Origin of the sequence: Chlamydiifrater volucris, assembly GCF_902806995.1 — a bacterium.
Taxonomy (GTDB): Bacteria; Chlamydiota; Chlamydiia; order Chlamydiales; family Chlamydiaceae; genus Chlamydiifrater; species Chlamydiifrater volucris.
On the sequence record NZ_LR777654.1, the window covers coordinates 696695 to 715941 of the forward strand.

Annotated in this window: 9 protein-coding genes; all 9 read left to right on the top strand. The window is 40.0% G+C overall.

Annotated elements, in window-relative coordinates:
- Positions 1–237: 237 nt before the first annotated feature.
- Positions 238–2973, top strand: a complete 2736-nt coding sequence (locus tag KJA62_RS02970; RefSeq protein WP_213318540.1) for a hypothetical protein — start codon at positions 238–240, stop codon at positions 2971–2973.
- Between the two features lie 313 nt (positions 2974–3286).
- Positions 3287–4912 carry a hypothetical protein gene (locus tag KJA62_RS02975; protein WP_213318541.1) on the top strand — a complete coding sequence of 542 codons (1626 nt, stop codon included), beginning with the start codon at positions 3287–3289 and terminating at the stop codon, positions 4910–4912.
- Between the two features lie 44 nt (positions 4913–4956).
- Positions 4957–7638, top strand: a complete 2682-nt coding sequence (locus KJA62_RS02980) for a hypothetical protein (RefSeq protein ID WP_213318542.1) — start codon at positions 4957–4959, stop codon at positions 7636–7638.
- 55 nt (positions 7639–7693) lie between these two features.
- Positions 7694–7939, top strand: coding sequence for a hypothetical protein (locus KJA62_RS02985; protein WP_213318543.1), 246 nt, complete (start codon positions 7694–7696; stop codon positions 7937–7939).
- A 3-nt stretch (positions 7940–7942) separates the two neighbouring features.
- Positions 7943–10714, top strand: coding sequence for a hypothetical protein (locus KJA62_RS02990; RefSeq protein ID WP_213318544.1), 2772 nt, complete (start codon positions 7943–7945; stop codon positions 10712–10714).
- 75 nt (positions 10715–10789) lie between these two features.
- On the top strand, positions 10790–13354 hold the full coding sequence (locus KJA62_RS02995) for a hypothetical protein (RefSeq protein WP_213318545.1): 2565 nt from the start codon (positions 10790–10792) through the stop codon (positions 13352–13354).
- Positions 13355–13437: 83 nt separating this feature from the next.
- Positions 13438–14808, top strand: a complete 1371-nt coding sequence (locus tag KJA62_RS03000; protein WP_213318546.1) for a hypothetical protein — start codon at positions 13438–13440, stop codon at positions 14806–14808.
- Positions 14809–15221: 413 nt separating this feature from the next.
- Positions 15222–17717, top strand: coding sequence for a hypothetical protein (locus KJA62_RS03005; RefSeq protein ID WP_213318547.1), 2496 nt, complete (start codon positions 15222–15224; stop codon positions 17715–17717).
- 118 nt (positions 17718–17835) lie between these two features.
- Positions 17836–19236, top strand: coding sequence for a hypothetical protein (locus tag KJA62_RS03010; protein ID WP_213318548.1), 1401 nt, complete (start codon positions 17836–17838; stop codon positions 19234–19236).
- Positions 19237–19247 lie beyond the last annotated feature (11 nt).

The window sequence follows — 19247 nt, forward strand, 5'->3', positions numbered from 1 at the left end:
GATTTGCACCAAAAATACCAATATAACAAACGTCAAAGACCTTGGTGGTACAAAAGAGACGAGTTATTTATTAGCATTCTGAAAAAACTAACAAGCTTTCAGTCCTTTTTTATCAGTTTTTTCTTTGTTCTTCTCTATGATCTCTGCTTCTTTAGACGCAGAAACACCTAGAAGGTTTTTATCATACATTCTGATCATACAAAAAAGTAATAAGTAATATCTTGAGTTAGTTCTATCATGAGTATCTCTAGATCTTTCGAAATAAAATCCTCACAAGAACGAAGAACTTCATTACCTCTCAGCGAACGAATCCAGCTCAATACCCGACTTATAAGAGAAATTGTCGAAAAACCACCCTTTGTCCCCATCCCCTCCACTTTCAATGCTGAGAAAGAAGTTCTTCGTAGTCAACTCTTCTCCATAGCGGCACGAGGCTACTCTTACTCATTGATATCCGAAGCCATGGTTGTTTCCGAAATTTATATGAAGACTATATTAAAACAAAATACAGCACTAACAGAAAGTCAGTACCAAATGGTCATTGATAGATGCCGTGATCTGTCAGAATCTTCAGGAAGCAGTTCTTCCCAACCTACTCTTCTACCTCCAGCATCGGCTCCTGAATTAGAAGCTTCTGAAACACTAGAGACTCAAGAAAAAGGACGGCCTCCTTTTGGGGAAACTTCTTCATCAGCGATGGAAATGCCTTGCGTTCTCGAGAGAACTTCCTCAGAACAAAGATTAATCGAAATGCTACCGCTGAAAAAACGTAAGACATGGCGACTATCCTTTCTTTCGGAGTACGAGCAACAAGGAAAAATGCAATCTACCATAATAACCTCCAAAGACACAAAATCTCTTGTATCCCCCATGATATCCTCGCTAAACATTGTGTTAGATACCGTCATAGGAAAAGCGAAAAAGAAACCTCCTTTTGAAGTGATATGCCCCAAAAAAGGAGTCGATCGCAAACACGTGTGCCCCTTATGCATGCTAGCTCATCATGTGCTCTCATCAAAAAAAAGCTCCGTCTTACTGAAACAAATAGAAACATTGCTTATACACACAACAAAGGAAAATCTTCTTGAAGCTCTATCCACACTAATTACCGAAAAAAAAGTAACACCTCTGTATGACAAGACACAATTCTCTAGACTTGAAATGGCTTACCTTATTTTCCAATGCAAGGTAGGTGATGCATTGTGTCTACCGGGAGAGAAAAACCCTGCTGAAGAAGCAGGAATCTATATGAGCATGGAAAAGGTAATCAAAGATGGCTTAAAAAGCTCCCTAACCCAAACAATAAAAACTTTGTGGGAATCATTCCAGCCCGTGGCAGAGAAAGATCTTTCTGTCCTTGTCGAGGAAGGTGATAATAAGTTCCAAGTTATCTCTTCATCCTCACTTATAAACACCTTTTCTTCACTGACTCAAAGACGATTTTCTGCAGTAACAAAAAAAGAACTACGGACTCCTTTAGGACCTTTTTATGCAAATTTTGTAGCTGAAGCAACTATACGCTCCCTACAAGCGTTGAAAACATCACCCCTGGGCTCTGCCTTTCTGACCCCTACTGCATTTCAATATCCTGCTATTCGAAAAGGTGTGACGGAACATGTATACAGCCTCATATTAGCCTCTCATGGATCATGGAGAATAGAGGTACTACCTAGCGCTCTGTCAGTGACGCCTAAACAAACGTTAGCTCTGCTTTCAAAAGATTTATCTTTAATACTTCCTTCTTTCAAAAATTTCATCGTAGTTAACAGCATTGTCAAAATCAAAGAATTACATCTAGTTGGTCTTGAGGATATTGGGGAGCAAAAAAGTCCTGAATCGTCGCTTCATGCTATCGAGGGGAAGCAAAAATCCCAAAAGAGAAAAAGAAAAATCCGACACGTAGAGCAAGAGGAAGTCGAACAAGTTTCTCCCAGTCAAACGCCAATATCTTCTCCTCTACATGAACCATCCGCTAGCATATCCAAAGAAGAAGCCTTAACTGCGCTGTCTTTTTTGTTAGATTTTATTTCTCTGAACAAAGGACGAAGAGTATCATCTGTCGATTGTCCCAGTAGCTCCGAAGTAGGACACACATGTTCCTTATGCGTTTTGACCAAACAAATTCTTCGTAGAAAAGCTCCTCTTCTCATAAAGCAACTAGAGAGACTTCTTTCCTATACAACAAAAGAAACTCTGATAAATGCTCTCATGAATTTGTTTTCTATTAACATCTTGACAGAACTCTCTGAGCGCGTCTTTCTCTCTAATATTGAACTCGCTTACATATTAAGGGACTGCAAGATAGGTGATGAAGTCGCTCTTCCGGGAAACCAAAACCCTGCTAGGCTAGCGGATATGTATTTTACTGTAGAAAAAGTTTCTTCTTCTGGACTATGTGACCCTTTGACAAAGAGCATCCTGGAGATATGGAAAACCTCTCCTCCTCTTTCTCCCATAAAAAGCAAGGAACATCCGACTGTTCTAGCAAAGTACGAGGATGGTAGTGTAAAAGTCTGCCAAAAGTCTGTACTACAACCACTGTTTACTCACGTGCCACATCGCTACTTTGAACGCAGAGGAACGCTAATTACCAGAGGAAAACTCTTCAACACAATGTCTAAAAAACACTCAGCGTTTATTGCTAAACTCACGTTATACACACTGAAAGCTCTTGAAAACTCTCCCCTAGGACTTCCTTATATTGTCCCTTCCTCCGAAGGAGCCTCTTTTCTATGGCAAACCATAGAACATGTTTACGGTGTTATTCTTTCCTCAAGTACGGCATGGAAAGTCGCCGTCCTAGCAAGTAAAATATCACCCAGAACAGCACAAGATCTCTCTTTTTCCCAAGAAGAAATTTCCGAAATTCTACCTGCATTGCAAAGATTTACTGGAATTAACAAAATCTTTCTCCCAGGAAGAAGTATCTTTACAAAAACTAAAACAGAAGAGGAATCAGAGGAGGAGGATTAAACAAACTGTAAGAAGTTTTCTGTATTCTCCATCTCAAAACCACCTCAAATAATGATTCCTATAAGACCCAAAGATCCAAAATGGAAAAAGCAATAAAGCGAAAAGATTGTCTTTGAGAAAAAAATTAAATATGCCAACCTGTTCACACACAATAGCTTCGCGCAAGCTACACTGACTGCCAACAGGAATTTAGGAAAGGCTTTACCCTAGACATACTAATCTCCCCCCCTCTGGAAGTTCCTATCGATCATAAATCGCTACCAATTTTGATCCCTGTCTCTTTATCTTAGAAACTCCCACTTTTTTTGACATTATGAGCGTCTCTAAGCCTTCGACGACCAAACAGTCAGAAATCAAAGAAACTCTCCCTTCTCTAAGAGAACAGGCGGCTATAAATCTTCAACTTATCGCAGAGATCGTTGGTCAGGTTGTTGTCCCTGTCCCCAGAAGCCCTGAGAGCGCAGGGTTGAGAGACCAAATATTTTTCATGTCTAACCTTGGTTACAGCCCAAAGATCATTGCTCAAGCTCTCTCAGTATCAGGAATATACCTGAAGACTCTAATGCACAAAAATCTTTCTTTAACAGAAACAGAGTATCAAAAAGTCCTATCAAGTTGTCACGATTTAAGTGAGTCTTCGGGTAGTGGTTCTGTTCCACAACCACCTTCCATACCGCCCCTCGTCTATAAGGAGAAAGAAAAAAGCCTTTCTTCAGGAACACCAGAAGAAATCGGGGAAACAGAAACTTATTCGGATCCTGAGGAACCATCTCAAGTTCCTCCACCAAAAAAACAAAAATCCACCGATGCAAAAGAACCCAAAAAAAGAAAAGAAAAAACACGACATTTAACCCTTCCTGTTTTACAAGAAGTTCCTCAACAACTTCCAGGTGAAAGTCATGTAGAAGAAACTACCTTACAAGAGGCGCATAAAGAACTTACCCTTTTAGCAAATACTGCAGAGACGCAAAGACAACTCACAATCTTACTAGACACTATCCAATGTGGAGAAGGGTTATGTATAAAATGCCCCAGATCTTCAGAAGTTCTGGGTAAAAGCCATTTTTGCTCACTATGCCTTCTAGCTTATAATCTGACTGGAAGACGATCAACACTTCTCGTTAGACAGTTGGAAACTCTCCTTAAATATACTGAGCAGGGACGGCTCATAGACGCTTTGATAAAACTTTTTGGGCTCGGTATTGCAAACCTTCTGTCCGCCAAACAGTGTTTATCTAATATAGAATTGGCGCGCATCATAGACCTATGTAAAATAGGTGATGAAATATGCTTGCCAAACTATGCAAACCCGGCTTCTCAACTTAAGTTCTACGAATCTTTATCCAATATCATTGATGCTGGATTACGTTCCCCTCTGACGCTAGCAGTAAGAGATGTATGGAGGACATCTGAAAAGGTTACTTCCTCTAAAACCGTATCTAAACTGACTGTTTTAATTATTAATAATGAAGGAATATTGCAAAAGATCACTCCAAAAATGTTTGCACCAATCTTCTCCAGTATTTCTTTCTGCTATTCTGCAAGAACATCAAGAGGCAAAGAAGTCAAGGGGCGACGATTACCTTTTATGACTCCTAACCTCTCAACTTTTCTCGCCAAGCTGACTTTGTGCACCCTAGAATCCTTAAGACTTTCTGCACAAGGAAAATCATTCTTGACATCATCTCCCGAAGGCCCTGCTTTTCCTTGGAGCGTTGTCGAACATATATATTCTTTGATACTGCTAACAAATCCTAAATGGAAAGTCTCCATCCTTCCTTGCCAAGCCTCCCATGAAGTTAGAGAAGAACTCTCTCTACCAGGAGAAGTGAAAAAACAATTTCTTCCCTTGATAAAACGTTTCACATCTGTAAATGGAATTCACTTGCCTGGGAGGAGTGCATTTTCTTCCAAAGAAAGCCCTTATGAAGAGACCTAACAAACGAATTTTCTCCAAGCACCTGGAAAAAGTAAAAAACAACTATGAGCGTTTCTAAAACCCATGACCCCCAAAAAGCACTTCTACCACTATCCTTAGAGGATCGTATCTCTCTAAATTTAGAAATCATTAAAGATTTAGCGAGAAATCCTACCTTTCTCCCAAAACCTGTAGATTACGATCCTAATAGAGAGATCCTACGAGGACAAATGTTCTCCATTATGGCCAAAGGAGTCTCTATCTCACAACTCGCTAGAGCTATGGCTATCTCAAATATCTATTTACAAACCATAGTTAAAGAAGGAAAAGCTCTCTCGAAATCTCAATATGACCTTGTCCTTGCCAGCTGCAGGGATCTATCCGAGGCATCGGGAAGCAGAGACTTACAACCTATGCCATCACTCTCCCCCTCCCCACCTCAAATTTCTGAACCACCCCTCGGAAAAGAAGGTGAAGAAGAACCTAAAGAAGCTCCTCCTGTCCCATTGAAGAAAAGAAAAACATGGAGACTACTATTTATGGAGACAGCAGTAGAAAGTGAGCCATCCACAACACAACAAATTTCAAAACAGATGGAAGAACTTTCCGCCTCACTCAAAGTTCTCCTAGATACTGTTCTAATAAATAAAGGGAAACAAGGATCTTTATTTGTTAAGTGCCCATATAGGGGATCAAATGAAAAACATACCTGCCCCACATGTAAATTAACTTTTAGTTTAATCCGTCTAAGAAAAAGCCACTTGTTACAGCAAACTGAAGCTCTTCTTGAGCATACATCAAAAGAAATCCTATTAAAGGCTTTTGTCGATCTTGTAGAAAAAAAGGAACTCTTTTTCTCCGAAACTAAAATGTCCTTCTCACATTTGGAGCTTGCCTACATAAGTTTTGAATGCCGAATAGGAGAAGAAATAAAACTTCCCAATCAAAAAAACCCCTCAGAAGAAGTAGACCTTTATCGAACTATGGAATCTGTTATTCGCTCTGGATTAAACCACCCTTTAACACGAACTATCAAAGAACTTTGGGAATCCGATAGTCCCGTGTTTCCAAGAGAAGAGCCTATACTTATTGAAGAAGGTGATAAAAGTTTAGTACGTGCCACCATCGATTATTTATCTCCTATATTTTCTTCCATCACGCAAAGACGATCGCAGTCAAAGGGGAGAAAAGGGTGTCAGCACGGAATGTCCCCTACTTTTTCTAAAATGTTATCAGATTTGACCTTGAGTTCGTTACAAGCTCTCAAAAATTCCTCTTTGGGAGCAGCTTTTTTAACGCAAACGCCGTCTGGAGACACTGTTATTCCTAAACAAATACTGAAACATGTATATGGATTAATTTTATCAGCACATCCTTCTTGGAAAGTAGAGGTCACTCCTTGTAAAATAGCTTTTGGAGCAAAAGAAACTTTATCTCTCCCCGAAGATTCTATTCACGAGCTGCTTCCTGGACTAAGAAAATTCATTACTCTCAACAGTGCCCAACCAACGCGGATCCCATACTTTAGGGAGCTACCCATGAGGGCAAAACCAAAAGCTCAAACCTCCGAAACTATAGACATCCAAAGAGTGCAACATATGCTTGCAAAAGCCATTTCTCTAACCCAAGAAGAAGGTGAGGAGCTGCAGGAGAGCGAAGAACGAGTCGCCTCTAAAAAACATGCCCAAAAAACTCGACACACAGAAACACCCCCATCCTTTGCTAAAGAAACACACGGAAAAGAAGAAACCAAGAAAATTTCCGAGTCTCTACAGCTTTTGCTAGATTCTGTCCTTCAGAACAAAGATCAAGAATATGTGCTTATAAAATGTCCTAAAATAACAGAACACTCCTACGGAAGCACTTGTTTCCTATGTCTACTCGCTTATCAAGTATTAGCTGAAAGACGCTCTCAGCTCGTTAAACAATTAGAAAAACTTCTGGAGTACACAACCAAAGAAAAATTGTTACAATCTCTAACAGACCTATTCTCTCCAGAAAGTTTAACGAACCTACATAAGAAGAAGAACTTCTCTAACTTTGAATTGGCGTGCATTATTAAACACTGCGGCATCGGGAACGAGGTATGCGACCTTCACCAACTCAACCCAGGATCTCAAGTGGAACTATATTGCGCATTAAGTAAAGTCATTCAACAAGGGATAGGCTCTCCACTAACTCAAGCTATTCTAGAAATATGGGAAGAAGATCTTCCACTTACTTATTCCAAACAGAAAGATCTACTGTACACCCCCATTATGAAATCTGATGGTTCAGTTCAAAATTGCACCTATGACTATCTAAAGTCAAAATTGTCCTTGGTACATCAACGACTTTTTTCTCAGTGCTTAAAAAAACTTCAAAAAAGGAGAAAAATCCTAGATCACATACCCACCCCTTACCTGAGATTCGTCATAAATTTGTCTTTATTCACCACTAAGGCGCTAAGAGATTCTTCTTTGGGGATACCCTTTCTCAATCAATCTCCCCAAGGACCGGTTCTACCCGAAAGTGTCCTGGAGCACATCTACTGCTTGATCCTTTTGTCAAATCCTGTACGCAGAGTAGTTGTTGCACCATGCAAACTCCCCATGGAAGAACTGGAAGAGTTTTTCTTCCCTGAAGAAGAAGCCAATGTGTTGTATGAAAAACTTTTAAAATTTGCCAGAATCAATAAGTTCTTTCTAGCCGGAAGCAGTCACTTCAGTGTTGCAAAAAATCAACCCAAAGGTGAGGAAGATGAATAAATGCTTATAGTTCCAAGTATTCGTTAGAAAATACTCTTAATTGACTAGACGCATAATGACCATCATAATCCGTAGATTGTATAATCAGAAAGTAAACCTTCTACTACTTTACTCAACAAAAAAATTGAAACAAAAATCTCAATTGAGCCTACCTTCTGCGGATTTTTTTGGTTCTTGTTCGCCAATAGATGCTTTCACTATACGGGCCTTGACTTCTCAGGGATCTCTACTCTCCACGAAGAGTCTCTTAGGGAGCTTTCCCACCGAATCTATGTCTAAATCCAATCATCCAGCTGGTTAAGCCATGAGCATTTCTAAATCTTTTGGATCAGAACATTCGGAACGACATACACCTGTCCCCTTGTCCATAAGAGAGCAGATAGCAGTAAATGCACAATTAATTCAGGAAATGACATTAAACCCTCCTTTCTTTCCCCTTTCTCCGGACATTACTCCCGAAAAAGAGGCTCTCAGAAGCCAACTATTTTCTATGACTGCAAAGGGATTTAGTACTTCTTTGATAGCTAGAGCTCTGGCGGTTTCCGGGATTTATTTAAGAACAATAATAACACAAAATACTGCTCTAACAGAAGAGCAGTACTACAAAGTGTTATTCAGCTGTCAGGACCTGTCAGAAGCTTCCGGAAGCTCTATTCATGCATCCTTACCACCTCCGTCAACTTCTCTCTTAGAAATCCCCGAAGAACTTGAATCTCGCCCTGAAGGAGATTTGCTTTGTCATATTAAAGAGTCCGTTGCTACAGAAAAAATCACTCAGATAACCGAGCCACCCCTCCTCCCTTTCAAAAAAAGAAAAACTTGGCAAGTATTCTTTACCCCTGCACAAAGTCCTGAACCAGAGAAGCCCCAATCTCCCCCTTCTCCACATACGGAAGATAAAATACCCCTCCTAAAAGGTCGAGAAAAAACACTGGCCCAGCTTTCCCTTGTTATGGATGCTGTTGCCCTACAAAAAGAGTCTGATCCCCCCTATATCATTCCTTGTCCTCGACGAGAAGGAAAGAAAAAACATGTATGCTCTTTATGCACACTAGCTAATCGAATGCTATCATCGCAAACAAATACCTCCTTATTAGAGCAATTATTTACCCTACTTGTCCTCACGCCGAGGGACGTCTTACTTGAAACATTAGCCTCTCTCCTTGAGGAAAAGCAACTCCCTCCACTAAGTGAAAAAGACGAATTCTCTAGACTAGAAATAGCTCATATTGCCTCCAGATGCGATCTGGGAGATGAGATATGTCTGCCTGAAACAAAAAACCCTGCAACCCAAATCTCTATCTACCAGTCAATAGAAGATGTTATCAAAGCAGGACCTAACCATCCTCTGACAACAACTCTCAAAACATTGTGGAATTCTTATTCTCCAGTGAAAAGTTTGCATAAACTTTTAGTCCAAGAAAAAAGTGGCCAATGTGTTCCTTTTTCCCCGTCATCGCTTGTACCGACCTTAGAATCATTAACATTAAGAGCTTGTTATAGAGGAAGAAGAAAAGACAAATCGGCCCTCCTACATCCATCATACGCAAATTTTGTATCTAATCTGACAGCACTATCCTCACAAGCACTAATAAATTCTCCCCTAGGATCCCCTCACTTGGTTTTAACAAGTTCGGGAGCCCCTGCCATCCCCAGGAGCACTATGCAACATATATACAGCCTCATACTGGCAACGAATTCCATATGGAAGGTAGAAGTACTCCCTACCGTACTTTCTGAAACTCCCATCCAAATATTATCTCTACCCGAAGAAGATTTACCCGAGACGATTCAATCTATAAAAAATTTTATTACAGTTAACGACATCAAAAAGCCTCAAAGCCAACTTTTCCTCTCGCCCCCCGAAAAGCAAACAAGAAAAAGATCTGCTGGCGCTCTAGTTGCTACCTCTCCACCACTCACGAGAGAAGAAGATACCCTTACTAAACCACAAGAGAAAGAATCGGAACAAGAAGTAATCTCCGGAAAAAGAAAACATAAAATTCGTCATACAGAAGACGTCACCACACATACAGAACAAATGCAAGAACCAGAACCATCCGATACAGAAGCTACTACCGACATAATACTATCTCAATCTCAAGAGGTTACTGCCTTATCATTTCTTATAGACTTCGTTATAGAAAGTAGAGGAAGACGAGTGCTACATATCAATTGTCCACAAATGACCTCTGAAACAGTTCAACACGTATGTCATCAATGTATATTAGCAAAACGTGTATTACAGAGAAGATCATCTCTCCTTATGACGCAATTGGAGAGGCTTCTTATGTATACTTCCAAAGAAAAACTAGTGCGAGCCTTAATGCATTTGTTTTCTGATATTAAATTACAAACCCTTGGAGAACGCCACTCTTTATCAAACGTCGAATTAGCTCTCCTACTAAGAAACTGTGATATCGGAGACGAAGTGTGTGTTCCCGGAGCACTCAACCCTGCCTCCCAAGCGGAACTATATTACGCGATGGAAAAAGTAATTTCTTCAGGATTACAAGAGCCTCTCACATCAGCTATTCTAGAAGTGTGGAAAACCTCTCGCTCCTTACTTTCTGAAAAAGATGAAGAGAAATTCTCCATCCTGGTCCTACGCGACGATGAGAACCTTGGTCCGTGCGATATCCCTACATTGCTGCCCATCTTTACTTCCTTTGCACAACGCTATTTCTTGAAAAAAGAATCAAGAGCTACTCGGGGGGTAACTATCTCCTCGATGTCGGATTCAACAGCGAGGTTTGTAGCAAAAGCTACTATTTGTACATTAAAAGCTTTCGCCCACTCTCCTCTAGCCGTTCCCTATCAAGTTTTATCCCCTTTAGGATGGGTCTTCCCTTGGAAAGTTGTGGTACACATCTTTAGCATTATCCTATCTTCAAACGAATCTTGGAAGACTGTCGTTTTACCCAGCAGAATATCTCCAGTATCCTCCCAAGAGCTATCTTTTTCCCAAGAGGAAATAAGCGAAGTACTACCATGCCTAAAGAGATTTCTCAAACGAAATAAAATTTTCTTGCCGGGAAAAAGTCCATTTTCGAAACAGCAACTAAAACAGTACTGATGCACAACAAAGCATGGCGCCTCAGCGCCCACCACGTTTCCCTATTAAGCATCCTTAGCACCACCTGAAATAACAATGAGTATCTCCAATCCTTTCGAATCTCAATCCAAAACGCGAGTAGAAGAATCTTCTCCTTCCTCAATAAAGGAAAAAATACAAGAAACCTTCGAAACCATACAAAAGATTGTCCAAACACAAATTGCTGAATACAGACCCAGTCTTCTGCAAAGTCAAATCACTTCTCTGCAAAAGGAAGGGTTTAGTTTACAACAAATATCTCAGGCACTGGTGGTGTCTAAAATATCCATAAAAACATTATTAGGAGAAAACAAGTCTTTAACCACTAAAGAGTTCAGTCTAGTATTGTCCAGCTGCAAGGACTTGTTAGAGGCTTCTGGAAGTAGCTCTTCATCTCAACAAATTGAAACCCAGATAACGACAAAAGAAAGAGATCCCAAAAGAGAATCTCTCCTTCCTCTGAAAAAAAGACGTGTTCTCTATGCAGAACTTCAACAATCCGAAGCGATTTCTTCTGGAGTGCTTTCCACAATCGAGGAAACAGGCAGAGAACCTATCAAAGAACAACCTCTAAATTTTCTCCTGTCAACAATATTAATCAATAAGGACGTTGCATTGGATTCTTACTCCGTTGTGTGCCCAGAAAAAAATCCTGATGAAAACGAGAGTGAACATCTTTGTGAACTGTGCTCGCCGATCAAAACTCTCATCAAAAATGATAGAAGATCATTAGCGTTTCAACTAAAACAACTTATGCACAAAACAAGCCCAAGAACAGTCCTAAGAGCTCTCTTAAAACTTTACGAAGAAGGTAAGCTTTCAGATATACGGGAGATTCCTTACTTTTCTCACCTAGAAACTTCCCATCTTGTCAATCGATGCGAAGCAGAAGCATTTTTCCGTAAACCAGGGAAAACATCTTCTTCTAAACTACTAAACCTTTATCAAGCCACAAAAAACGTTGTGTCTCTGGGAACCAGCCACCCATTAACCTCCTTAATTATCCAACTTTGGGATTCTGCGATACTCCCATCAGGAGCAGAAGCTACCGTAACAGCTATCAGCGAAGAGGGTACTATCAGTATGCTCTCTACCTCAGTATTTTTGCCGTCTTTTACATCTTTATTACAATGTAGATTATTTTTAGGAGGTAAAAAAACTCTTCGCTTCATGTCTCACTCTTACTCATCATTTCTAGCTGAACTAGTAATGGGCACCCTACAAATCATCAAAAATTCTCCTCAAGGAGCTCCTTTCGTTGCCACTACCAGTTTTAACGAAAAAGCCGTTCCATGGAAAACAGTACGTCATGTGATGGGATTAATATTGTCCTCCAATGACAAATGGAAGATAGTCCCCCCCACTAACAAATTATGTTTCGGCTCTCCAGAAGAAATCAGATTTTCTAAAGAAGAGTGTTCTATAATTTCCAAGAAACGAGAAACCTTCTCTGAACGAAACAACATAGTTTGCCCCAGAACACCACCAGAAATTCCCCAAAACGTCCTATTACCAGAAGAAAGCGCACTACTATCTACAGTAACAGAATACGAAGCACTCTCACTGCAACAAAGAGAGCCTTCTCCCAAACTATCAGAGGGAGATTCTAAAATCCAACCGCTACAAATGGAATACTCCACGCAGAAAGAATCGTCTCAAAGCCCTTCGGAACGTGTCTCCCAACAATCTCTTATTTTCTTACTAGAAATGGTCCTTCTTAATAAAGGACGCGAAGCGAATCCAAACATACGCTGCCCTAACAGCAGCAAAGATATTGATCCCCAACACGTTTGCTCATTCTGCTTCTTTGCTAAACGACTATTTTATCAAGACAAAGTGGAAATGATAAAACAATTTCATATACTCCTTAAATACACGAGTAAAGAAACAATAGCTTCCTCTCTTCAACAACTACCCTTGAATAGAACATTTGAAAAATTATTTGATCAAGGAATGTTCTCACCTCTTGACTTAGCCTACCTAATATCTCTATGCGGCATTGGGGAAGATATGCGTCTACCTGGGAAAGCAAATCCTGCATCCACTACAGATCTATATCTGTCCACGGAAAGAGCTATCTTAGGAGGGCTCGAAGAACCTTTAACAAAAATCATCTACAATATTTGGAAACAATACCCTCGTCTCTCTCTAACTTTCAAAGAAAAAGAAGAATTGTCCATGACAGTACTGACGGATAAAGGCCTAGAAACCATCAATCTACAGTCCATCAGCCAATATTTCTCACTCCTAGAGCTTCAGCTTTTACAAAAGAGTGGAGAGAAGGTTTCAAAACGACAAAAGGGAACCATGACCACATCAAACGTTAAATTTTATAGTTTATTAACTCTAATCACATTACATATCCTGAAAGATTGCAAAGAAGCTCTCCCCTACCTATCAACAGTTCTGCAAGAACCTACCATTACGCAAAAAACACTCCTACACCTATATAGCCTTGTCCTAGCGATAAACCCGAGGTGGAAACTAAATGTCGTCTCTAACAAAGCTTCCAGAGGTAAAACTCAAGAATTGGGTTTTCCAAAAGAAATGGCCTATGTTCTGTTCGAAGCTTTACAGGAATTTGCAGCTAAAAATTATATATCTATCCATACTATCAAGTAGAAATTCTCCTGCTGACTGGAGGATATTATCACAGCCCTGAAAGTTCGAGCAAAATTTCTTAACTTAACCGACCCAAAATAAAAATGAGTGCTCCAAGCCCACCCAGCAGCCCACCTAGCTCAATACCAATGACGCAGCCAACACCTCTCAAAGAGCAAATTAACAACAACTTCCGTCGTATACTCTGGCTAATTTCTAGAGAGTGTCTGGAAAACATTGAACATAAGATCCTGTGTTCGCAAATTGAGTCTATGTTTTCTTTAGGATTTAGCTACCAAGTAATAGCTAGAGCTCTAACAGCATCTAAAATATCTTTAGGGGTCCTGATGAAAAATAACTCCCATCTGTCTGCAAATCAATACGATATTGTTGTCACCGCTTGTGAAGATTTATCCGAAGCATCGGGAAGCAGCTCAAGCTCAGCAACCAAATCGAGTAGAAAGAGAAAAGCCGAAGAAGAACCTAAGCAAGGCCCTTCAACCTCCACAACAGAAGGCTCTGATTTTCCGACATTATCTAAACAACCCTGCGGAGCTTCCAGCATTATCACATTATTTTTAGACACAGTTTTGGAAAGAAAGATAGAGGAAAAAGCTCTCATACCATGCCCTCAAAATATCAATAAGGATCCTAATCATGTGTGTTCCACCTGCACTTGCATTAAGGATCTTTTCTCTTGCAGAAAACCTCCCCTGATACGACAAACTGAAAAACTTTTAGAATACACTGAGAAAAAATCTCTTAGTGAAGCCTTGTCTTTGCCAATACTTGAAAGCGCTATTCAACAGAGACATTTAGGAGCTGTTGATGTTCTTCTTCTCATTGATAAATTAGGAATTGGAGATGCTGTGCGCCTCCCCAATGAACCTCACCCCACGTCCTGTCTTGGGATCTACTTATCTATGGACAAAGTAATCAAATCAGGAATGACAAACGCGTTAACACGAGCCGTTACAGTGTGTTGGAAAACTCCTTCCGTCACTCCTTCTGAAGAAAAATCCATAAGCTGTCTGTTTGTTTCTAGAGGCAATACAACCTGTGGATTTTTTAGAGAGTCTTTGGAATCAACTTTTCTCAAATTGCGTATACTTGTCCCCCAAGGAGAACAGCTAACCCTGACAGACAAGATGCCCCCCTTACTTGCAGTATTCTCATCCAGAGCTACTTTCCTCACCCTGTGCAACTTGCTGAAAAACCCTCTCGGAGAACCTTTCATCCTGCGCAGTGATAGATCCGAAAAAATCGTCCCCTGGTCCGTGGTAGAACATGTTTATAGTCTCATCTTATCCATTATGAAAAAAATTTGTATTCCGAAAAACAAAATATCAGCACAAGAAAAACTACTTTCTTTCCCGCCACAAGAGGCTTCCGAATTATCAACTATCCTCTATGGTTTTGCAGACTTTTACAATCTTAGAGAAAACTTTTCCAGCTGTTTTTGTACTCTTATTTAAGACACAAATACACTTAAACCTTTCTGTTGGAAAATAGAGGACTATCGGTTGCAAAACCAAGCTCTCGGATTTGATTTCGACAGCTTAAATACGCCACCCAAACATATACTCATAATAAGAAAAATAGATGGATTTTATGGGAATAACTCCTAACCTAATAATAACCAATATTCTCTTATCAAGACGCCTACGAATACCGAAAACTAGGGGCACAAATAAAAATCTATCAAGAAAAAACATAAACCACTAATCTGTATATTCTTACTCAAAACCACACTCCACGAACAAAGTAAAATCCAAAACAACAAAAAAACTCTTCTCATACACCAGTCGAAAATATGACCTACTAAAAAACTATTGCAGAATAGAATTTCTGTACTGCCTAACCTAACTCCTTACAAGAGTTATTATCTATGAGCGTTTCTAATCCCTCTGGATCTCAGCCAAAGACAAGTTTAGAGCTACGTTCTTCCTCTATAAAAGAACAAATTCAAGAGACTCTCAATGCAATCCAAACAATTGTTCAATCTACACAGATCGGACACTCTCCTTCACCCCTACATAGCCAAATTATTTTATTGAAAAAAGAAGGGTTTAATCCGCAGATAATTTCACAAGCAATGGTTGTATCTAAAGTATCTATAGCAACAATTCTGGGAGAGAATAGACCTTTAACTCCCCAAGAACTAGATCTCGTATTAGCCAGTTGCAGAGATTTGACAGAAGCTTCTGGAAGTGGCTCTTCGTCTCAACCTACCACGCAATCAATGAAAAGAAAACAACTTGAAGAAGAAATATCTCGCTCTCCTTCTCCAAAAAGAAGTCGTCTACTTCAAGAGAGCACCTTACAGACCGAAGACATCCTTACAGAGCCAGCTTCCTCCCAACATGCTGCAGAAGAATCTTTAAGAGCTCAATCGTTAAATTGTCTTTTGGTAACCATTATGAAAAATGAAGGTTGTACAGAATCTTACCAATTTATGTGCCCTAGAAAAAATCCCATGCAGAAAGAAGATGAACACCAATGTGAACTGTGCGAGCTAACAAAAATTACCATCAGAGAAAGCAAGTATTTACTTATCCATCAATTAAGACAACTTATGAATGAAACAGACCAAAAAATTTTGTTAAAAGCCCTTCTAAAGCTTTACAAAGAAGAGAAACTCTCAGAATTGAAAACTATTTTGTATTTTCCTCCTTTAGAAATTACACACCTAATTAAGGAGTGCAATCTTGAGAAGATATTTCCAGAAGCAAAGGGGGAAAACGTATCAAAATTATTAGGCGTATATCAAGCAGTAAAAAATGTTGTGTCCCTAGGAATTCAACATCCACTGACAGCGCTAATCATCCAGATTTGGAAATCAACAACACCCATAGTGGGAACAAAAACACCCATACTAGCCATTAGTGAAAATGAAGAAATCTCCTCCCTTTCTCCTACTTCATTCCTACCTACCCTGTGTTCTATTCCACAACGAAAACTATCCTCCGGAGGAAAAAGACGTCGTTTGATTTCCCCCCATTGTTCCATGTTCCTGGCAAGAATAATTATAACCACACTACATGCTATCAAAGCCTCTCCCCAGGGAACCCCTTACATGGTGAGGACTAATTTTGGAGAAAAGGCCTTTCCCTGGAAAATTATACGTCATTTGATAGGATTCGTCCTGTCCTCTCACGATAAGTGGATGTTACAACCCCCTACTAATAAACTATGCCTTGGATCTTCCGAAAAAATCAGATTTCCTGAGGAAAAGTGCCTTGAAATCCTCGAACTCCAGAAAAAATTCGTGCTTAGCAACCATATAATCTATCCCAAAACACCACCAAAAATTCCTCAAAACGTTCTCTTACCAGAAGAAAGCCTTCTCTTGTCAACTCCTTTGGTGCAATTAGAACAGACTTCCTCTACTTCAGAACAAATTTTGGAAGGCATCTCTTGCCATGCTCGCCCGGAGACTACCCCTCAACAATCTGTGATATTCATGCTAGAAGCGATACTATCTGAAAAAATCCTTAGGGCTACTAACGTGCGTTGTCCCAACAAAAACAAAGATCCAAGTTCTAGACATCTCTGCTCTCTGTGTCTCTTTGCCAAAAAATTATTCTGCAAAAGAAAAGCACGTATGGTCGCCCAAATCCGGATATTCCTAAGATATACAAATAAAGACACTTTGGTCTCCGCTCTTCTAAATTTACCTTTAGGAAGAACTGTCGAAAAATTACTAGACCAAACGGTATTCTCACCCTTAGATTTAGCGTATCTGATTAATCTATGTAATATCGGAGAAGATATGCGTCTTCCTGAGAAAAAAAATCCTGTCCTCCTGGTGGATTTGTATCACTCCATGGAAAAAGTCATTCTTGGAGGGCTTGAAGATCCTCTAACAAAAATCATCTACACTATCTGGAGACAATCCCTCAGAAGCTCTTTGAGTTTCAAAGAAAAAGAAGATCTGTTAATAACAGCCCTTTGGGGAAGTGATGTAAGACTAATTGACTTACAAGTCATCATTAACTATTTTTCGGATTTAGAATTTCAATTTTTGGAAACACGCAAATCGGAAACCGTAAGAAGACGCAAGGGACACATGTCCTCACAGAGTGTTAAATTTCACAGTCTGTTGGCGATTATTACGCTACAAGAGTTGAAAAATTGCGAAGAAGCTTGCCCCTACCTGGTGACCTCGCTTCAAGACTGCATACTACCTAAGGAAACAGTTCTTCACGTATATAGCCTTGTACTAGCCTCAACTCCAAGACGGAAACTAGTTGTTACTCCTAGCAAAGCCTCCTTCGGTCAAATGCAAGAGCTAGGATTTCCAAAGGAAACTGCTAACATCCTACTTGAAGCTTTACAGGAATTTGCTACCAAAAATTATTTGTCTATTCACTCTCTTAAGTGAACTTTCTCAATTCTAAAAAACTAAAAAGCTTTCCGTCTTTGCAAAAAAAAGTTGCCATTCTCGTCCACAAGCTCGAATGCGATCCCCTAATCCTTAACTTTAAGATACAAAGGTAGAAATGAGTGCTCCAAACCCATCTGACATTCGCTCCCCCTCCCCATCAACTTCTGCTGCACACCCACTGTCTCTCGAGGAGCAAATCAGCATCAATCTTGAACTGATTCGTTGGTTGGTATCTCCGAGAGGTTTATATGACGGTAGATACAAAATTTTATGCTCACAAATTATTTCTTTGACTGCGGGGGATATCACTCCCCAAGTATTGGCGAGAGCTCTTACAGTGTCTAGAATATCCTTAAGCCTGTTGATGCAAACAAACTCTTCCCTATCTACTAATCAGTACAGAAGTATTCTATCTGCTTGCAATGACTTATCCGAAGCTTCTGGGAGCGGTCTAAATACTACAACTAGTACGAGCAGAAAAAGAAAAGCTGAAAAAGATTTGGAAGAAAGCTCTTCTACCACGTCAGAATCAGGAAGTTCCAGCTCTGACCACCAGCCAACACCGTCCAAACAACCTCGTGAATCTTCCTCTATCTCACTGTTTCTAAATACGGTATTGGCAAAAAAAGCGAACAAAGACGCTCCGATGCCATGCCCAAATAACACTAGTAATACCGCAAAACATGCATGCGACACTTGCTTCAGCATAAAACGTCTCTTTTATCCTGGCAAGTGCACCCTGATACGACAATCGGAGAGGCTTCTAAACTATACACCAGTGTCGAAGCTTAGTCAGGCTTTGTCTTTACCTATGTTCAGGAATTGCCTCAAAAATCGATTTCTAAACGCTGCTGAGATTGTTGTTCTCATCAATGAACTTGGCATTGAAGAGGCTGTACGCATACCTGGCAATCCCCATCCTACTTCTCTCTTAGGAATATATACAGCTATGGACCAAGTGATTAAGCTAGGACTCTCAAGTGCTTTAACAAAAACTATCATGGCTCTGTGGGCATCACCTATCGTTACCTCTACAGAGATAGCAGCTACAAACTATTTACTCGTTTCCAGAGGATCTACTTCTTGCCTAATTTCCAAAGAATTCTTAGAAAATACGCTCTCCAAAATAGAAATACGCATTGTTTTAGGAGACTCTGGTAAAGGAGGTCCCAAGGAACAAATATCCCCTCGCCTTGCAAAATTTTTATCTTTGTCAGTTTTTTTTACTTTGTGCAACCTTCTGGAGTCTCCACGGGGAGCTCTTTTTATCAATCACGACGATAAGTCTGGAGGAGGAATTATCCCTTGGGATACGGTACGGCATGTGTATGGTCTTGTTCTGTCTCTACATTCCGGATGGAAAGTTGCTGTTGCGCCCAATAGGATATTAGGAAATGAAGAAGAAATAGGATTTTCAAAAGAAGAATCACAGATATTGTCCTCTCTCTTCCACAGCTTTACAATCTTTTACGGCCTCTACGAAGACTCTGATCAACTACCTGCTGATACTCTTTAACCCTAAAATCG

Excerpts from the sequence above, each read along its gene's own strand:
- KJA62_RS02970 (WP_213318540.1), top strand. The coding sequence starts at position 238 with ATGAGTATCTCTAGATCTTTCGAAATAAAATCCTCACAAGAACGAAGA.
- KJA62_RS02975 (WP_213318541.1), top strand. The coding sequence starts at position 3,287 with ATGAGCGTCTCTAAGCCTTCGACGACCAAACAGTCAGAAATCAAAGAA.
- KJA62_RS02980 (WP_213318542.1), top strand. The coding sequence starts at position 4,957 with ATGAGCGTTTCTAAAACCCATGACCCCCAAAAAGCACTTCTACCACTA.
- KJA62_RS02985 (WP_213318543.1), top strand. The coding sequence starts at position 7,694 with ATGACCATCATAATCCGTAGATTGTATAATCAGAAAGTAAACCTTCTA.
- KJA62_RS02990 (WP_213318544.1), top strand. The coding sequence starts at position 7,943 with ATGAGCATTTCTAAATCTTTTGGATCAGAACATTCGGAACGACATACA.
- KJA62_RS02995 (WP_213318545.1), top strand. The coding sequence starts at position 10,790 with ATGAGTATCTCCAATCCTTTCGAATCTCAATCCAAAACGCGAGTAGAA.
- KJA62_RS03000 (WP_213318546.1), top strand. The coding sequence starts at position 13,438 with ATGAGTGCTCCAAGCCCACCCAGCAGCCCACCTAGCTCAATACCAATG.
- KJA62_RS03005 (WP_213318547.1), top strand. The coding sequence starts at position 15,222 with ATGAGCGTTTCTAATCCCTCTGGATCTCAGCCAAAGACAAGTTTAGAG.
- KJA62_RS03010 (WP_213318548.1), top strand. The coding sequence starts at position 17,836 with ATGAGTGCTCCAAACCCATCTGACATTCGCTCCCCCTCCCCATCAACT.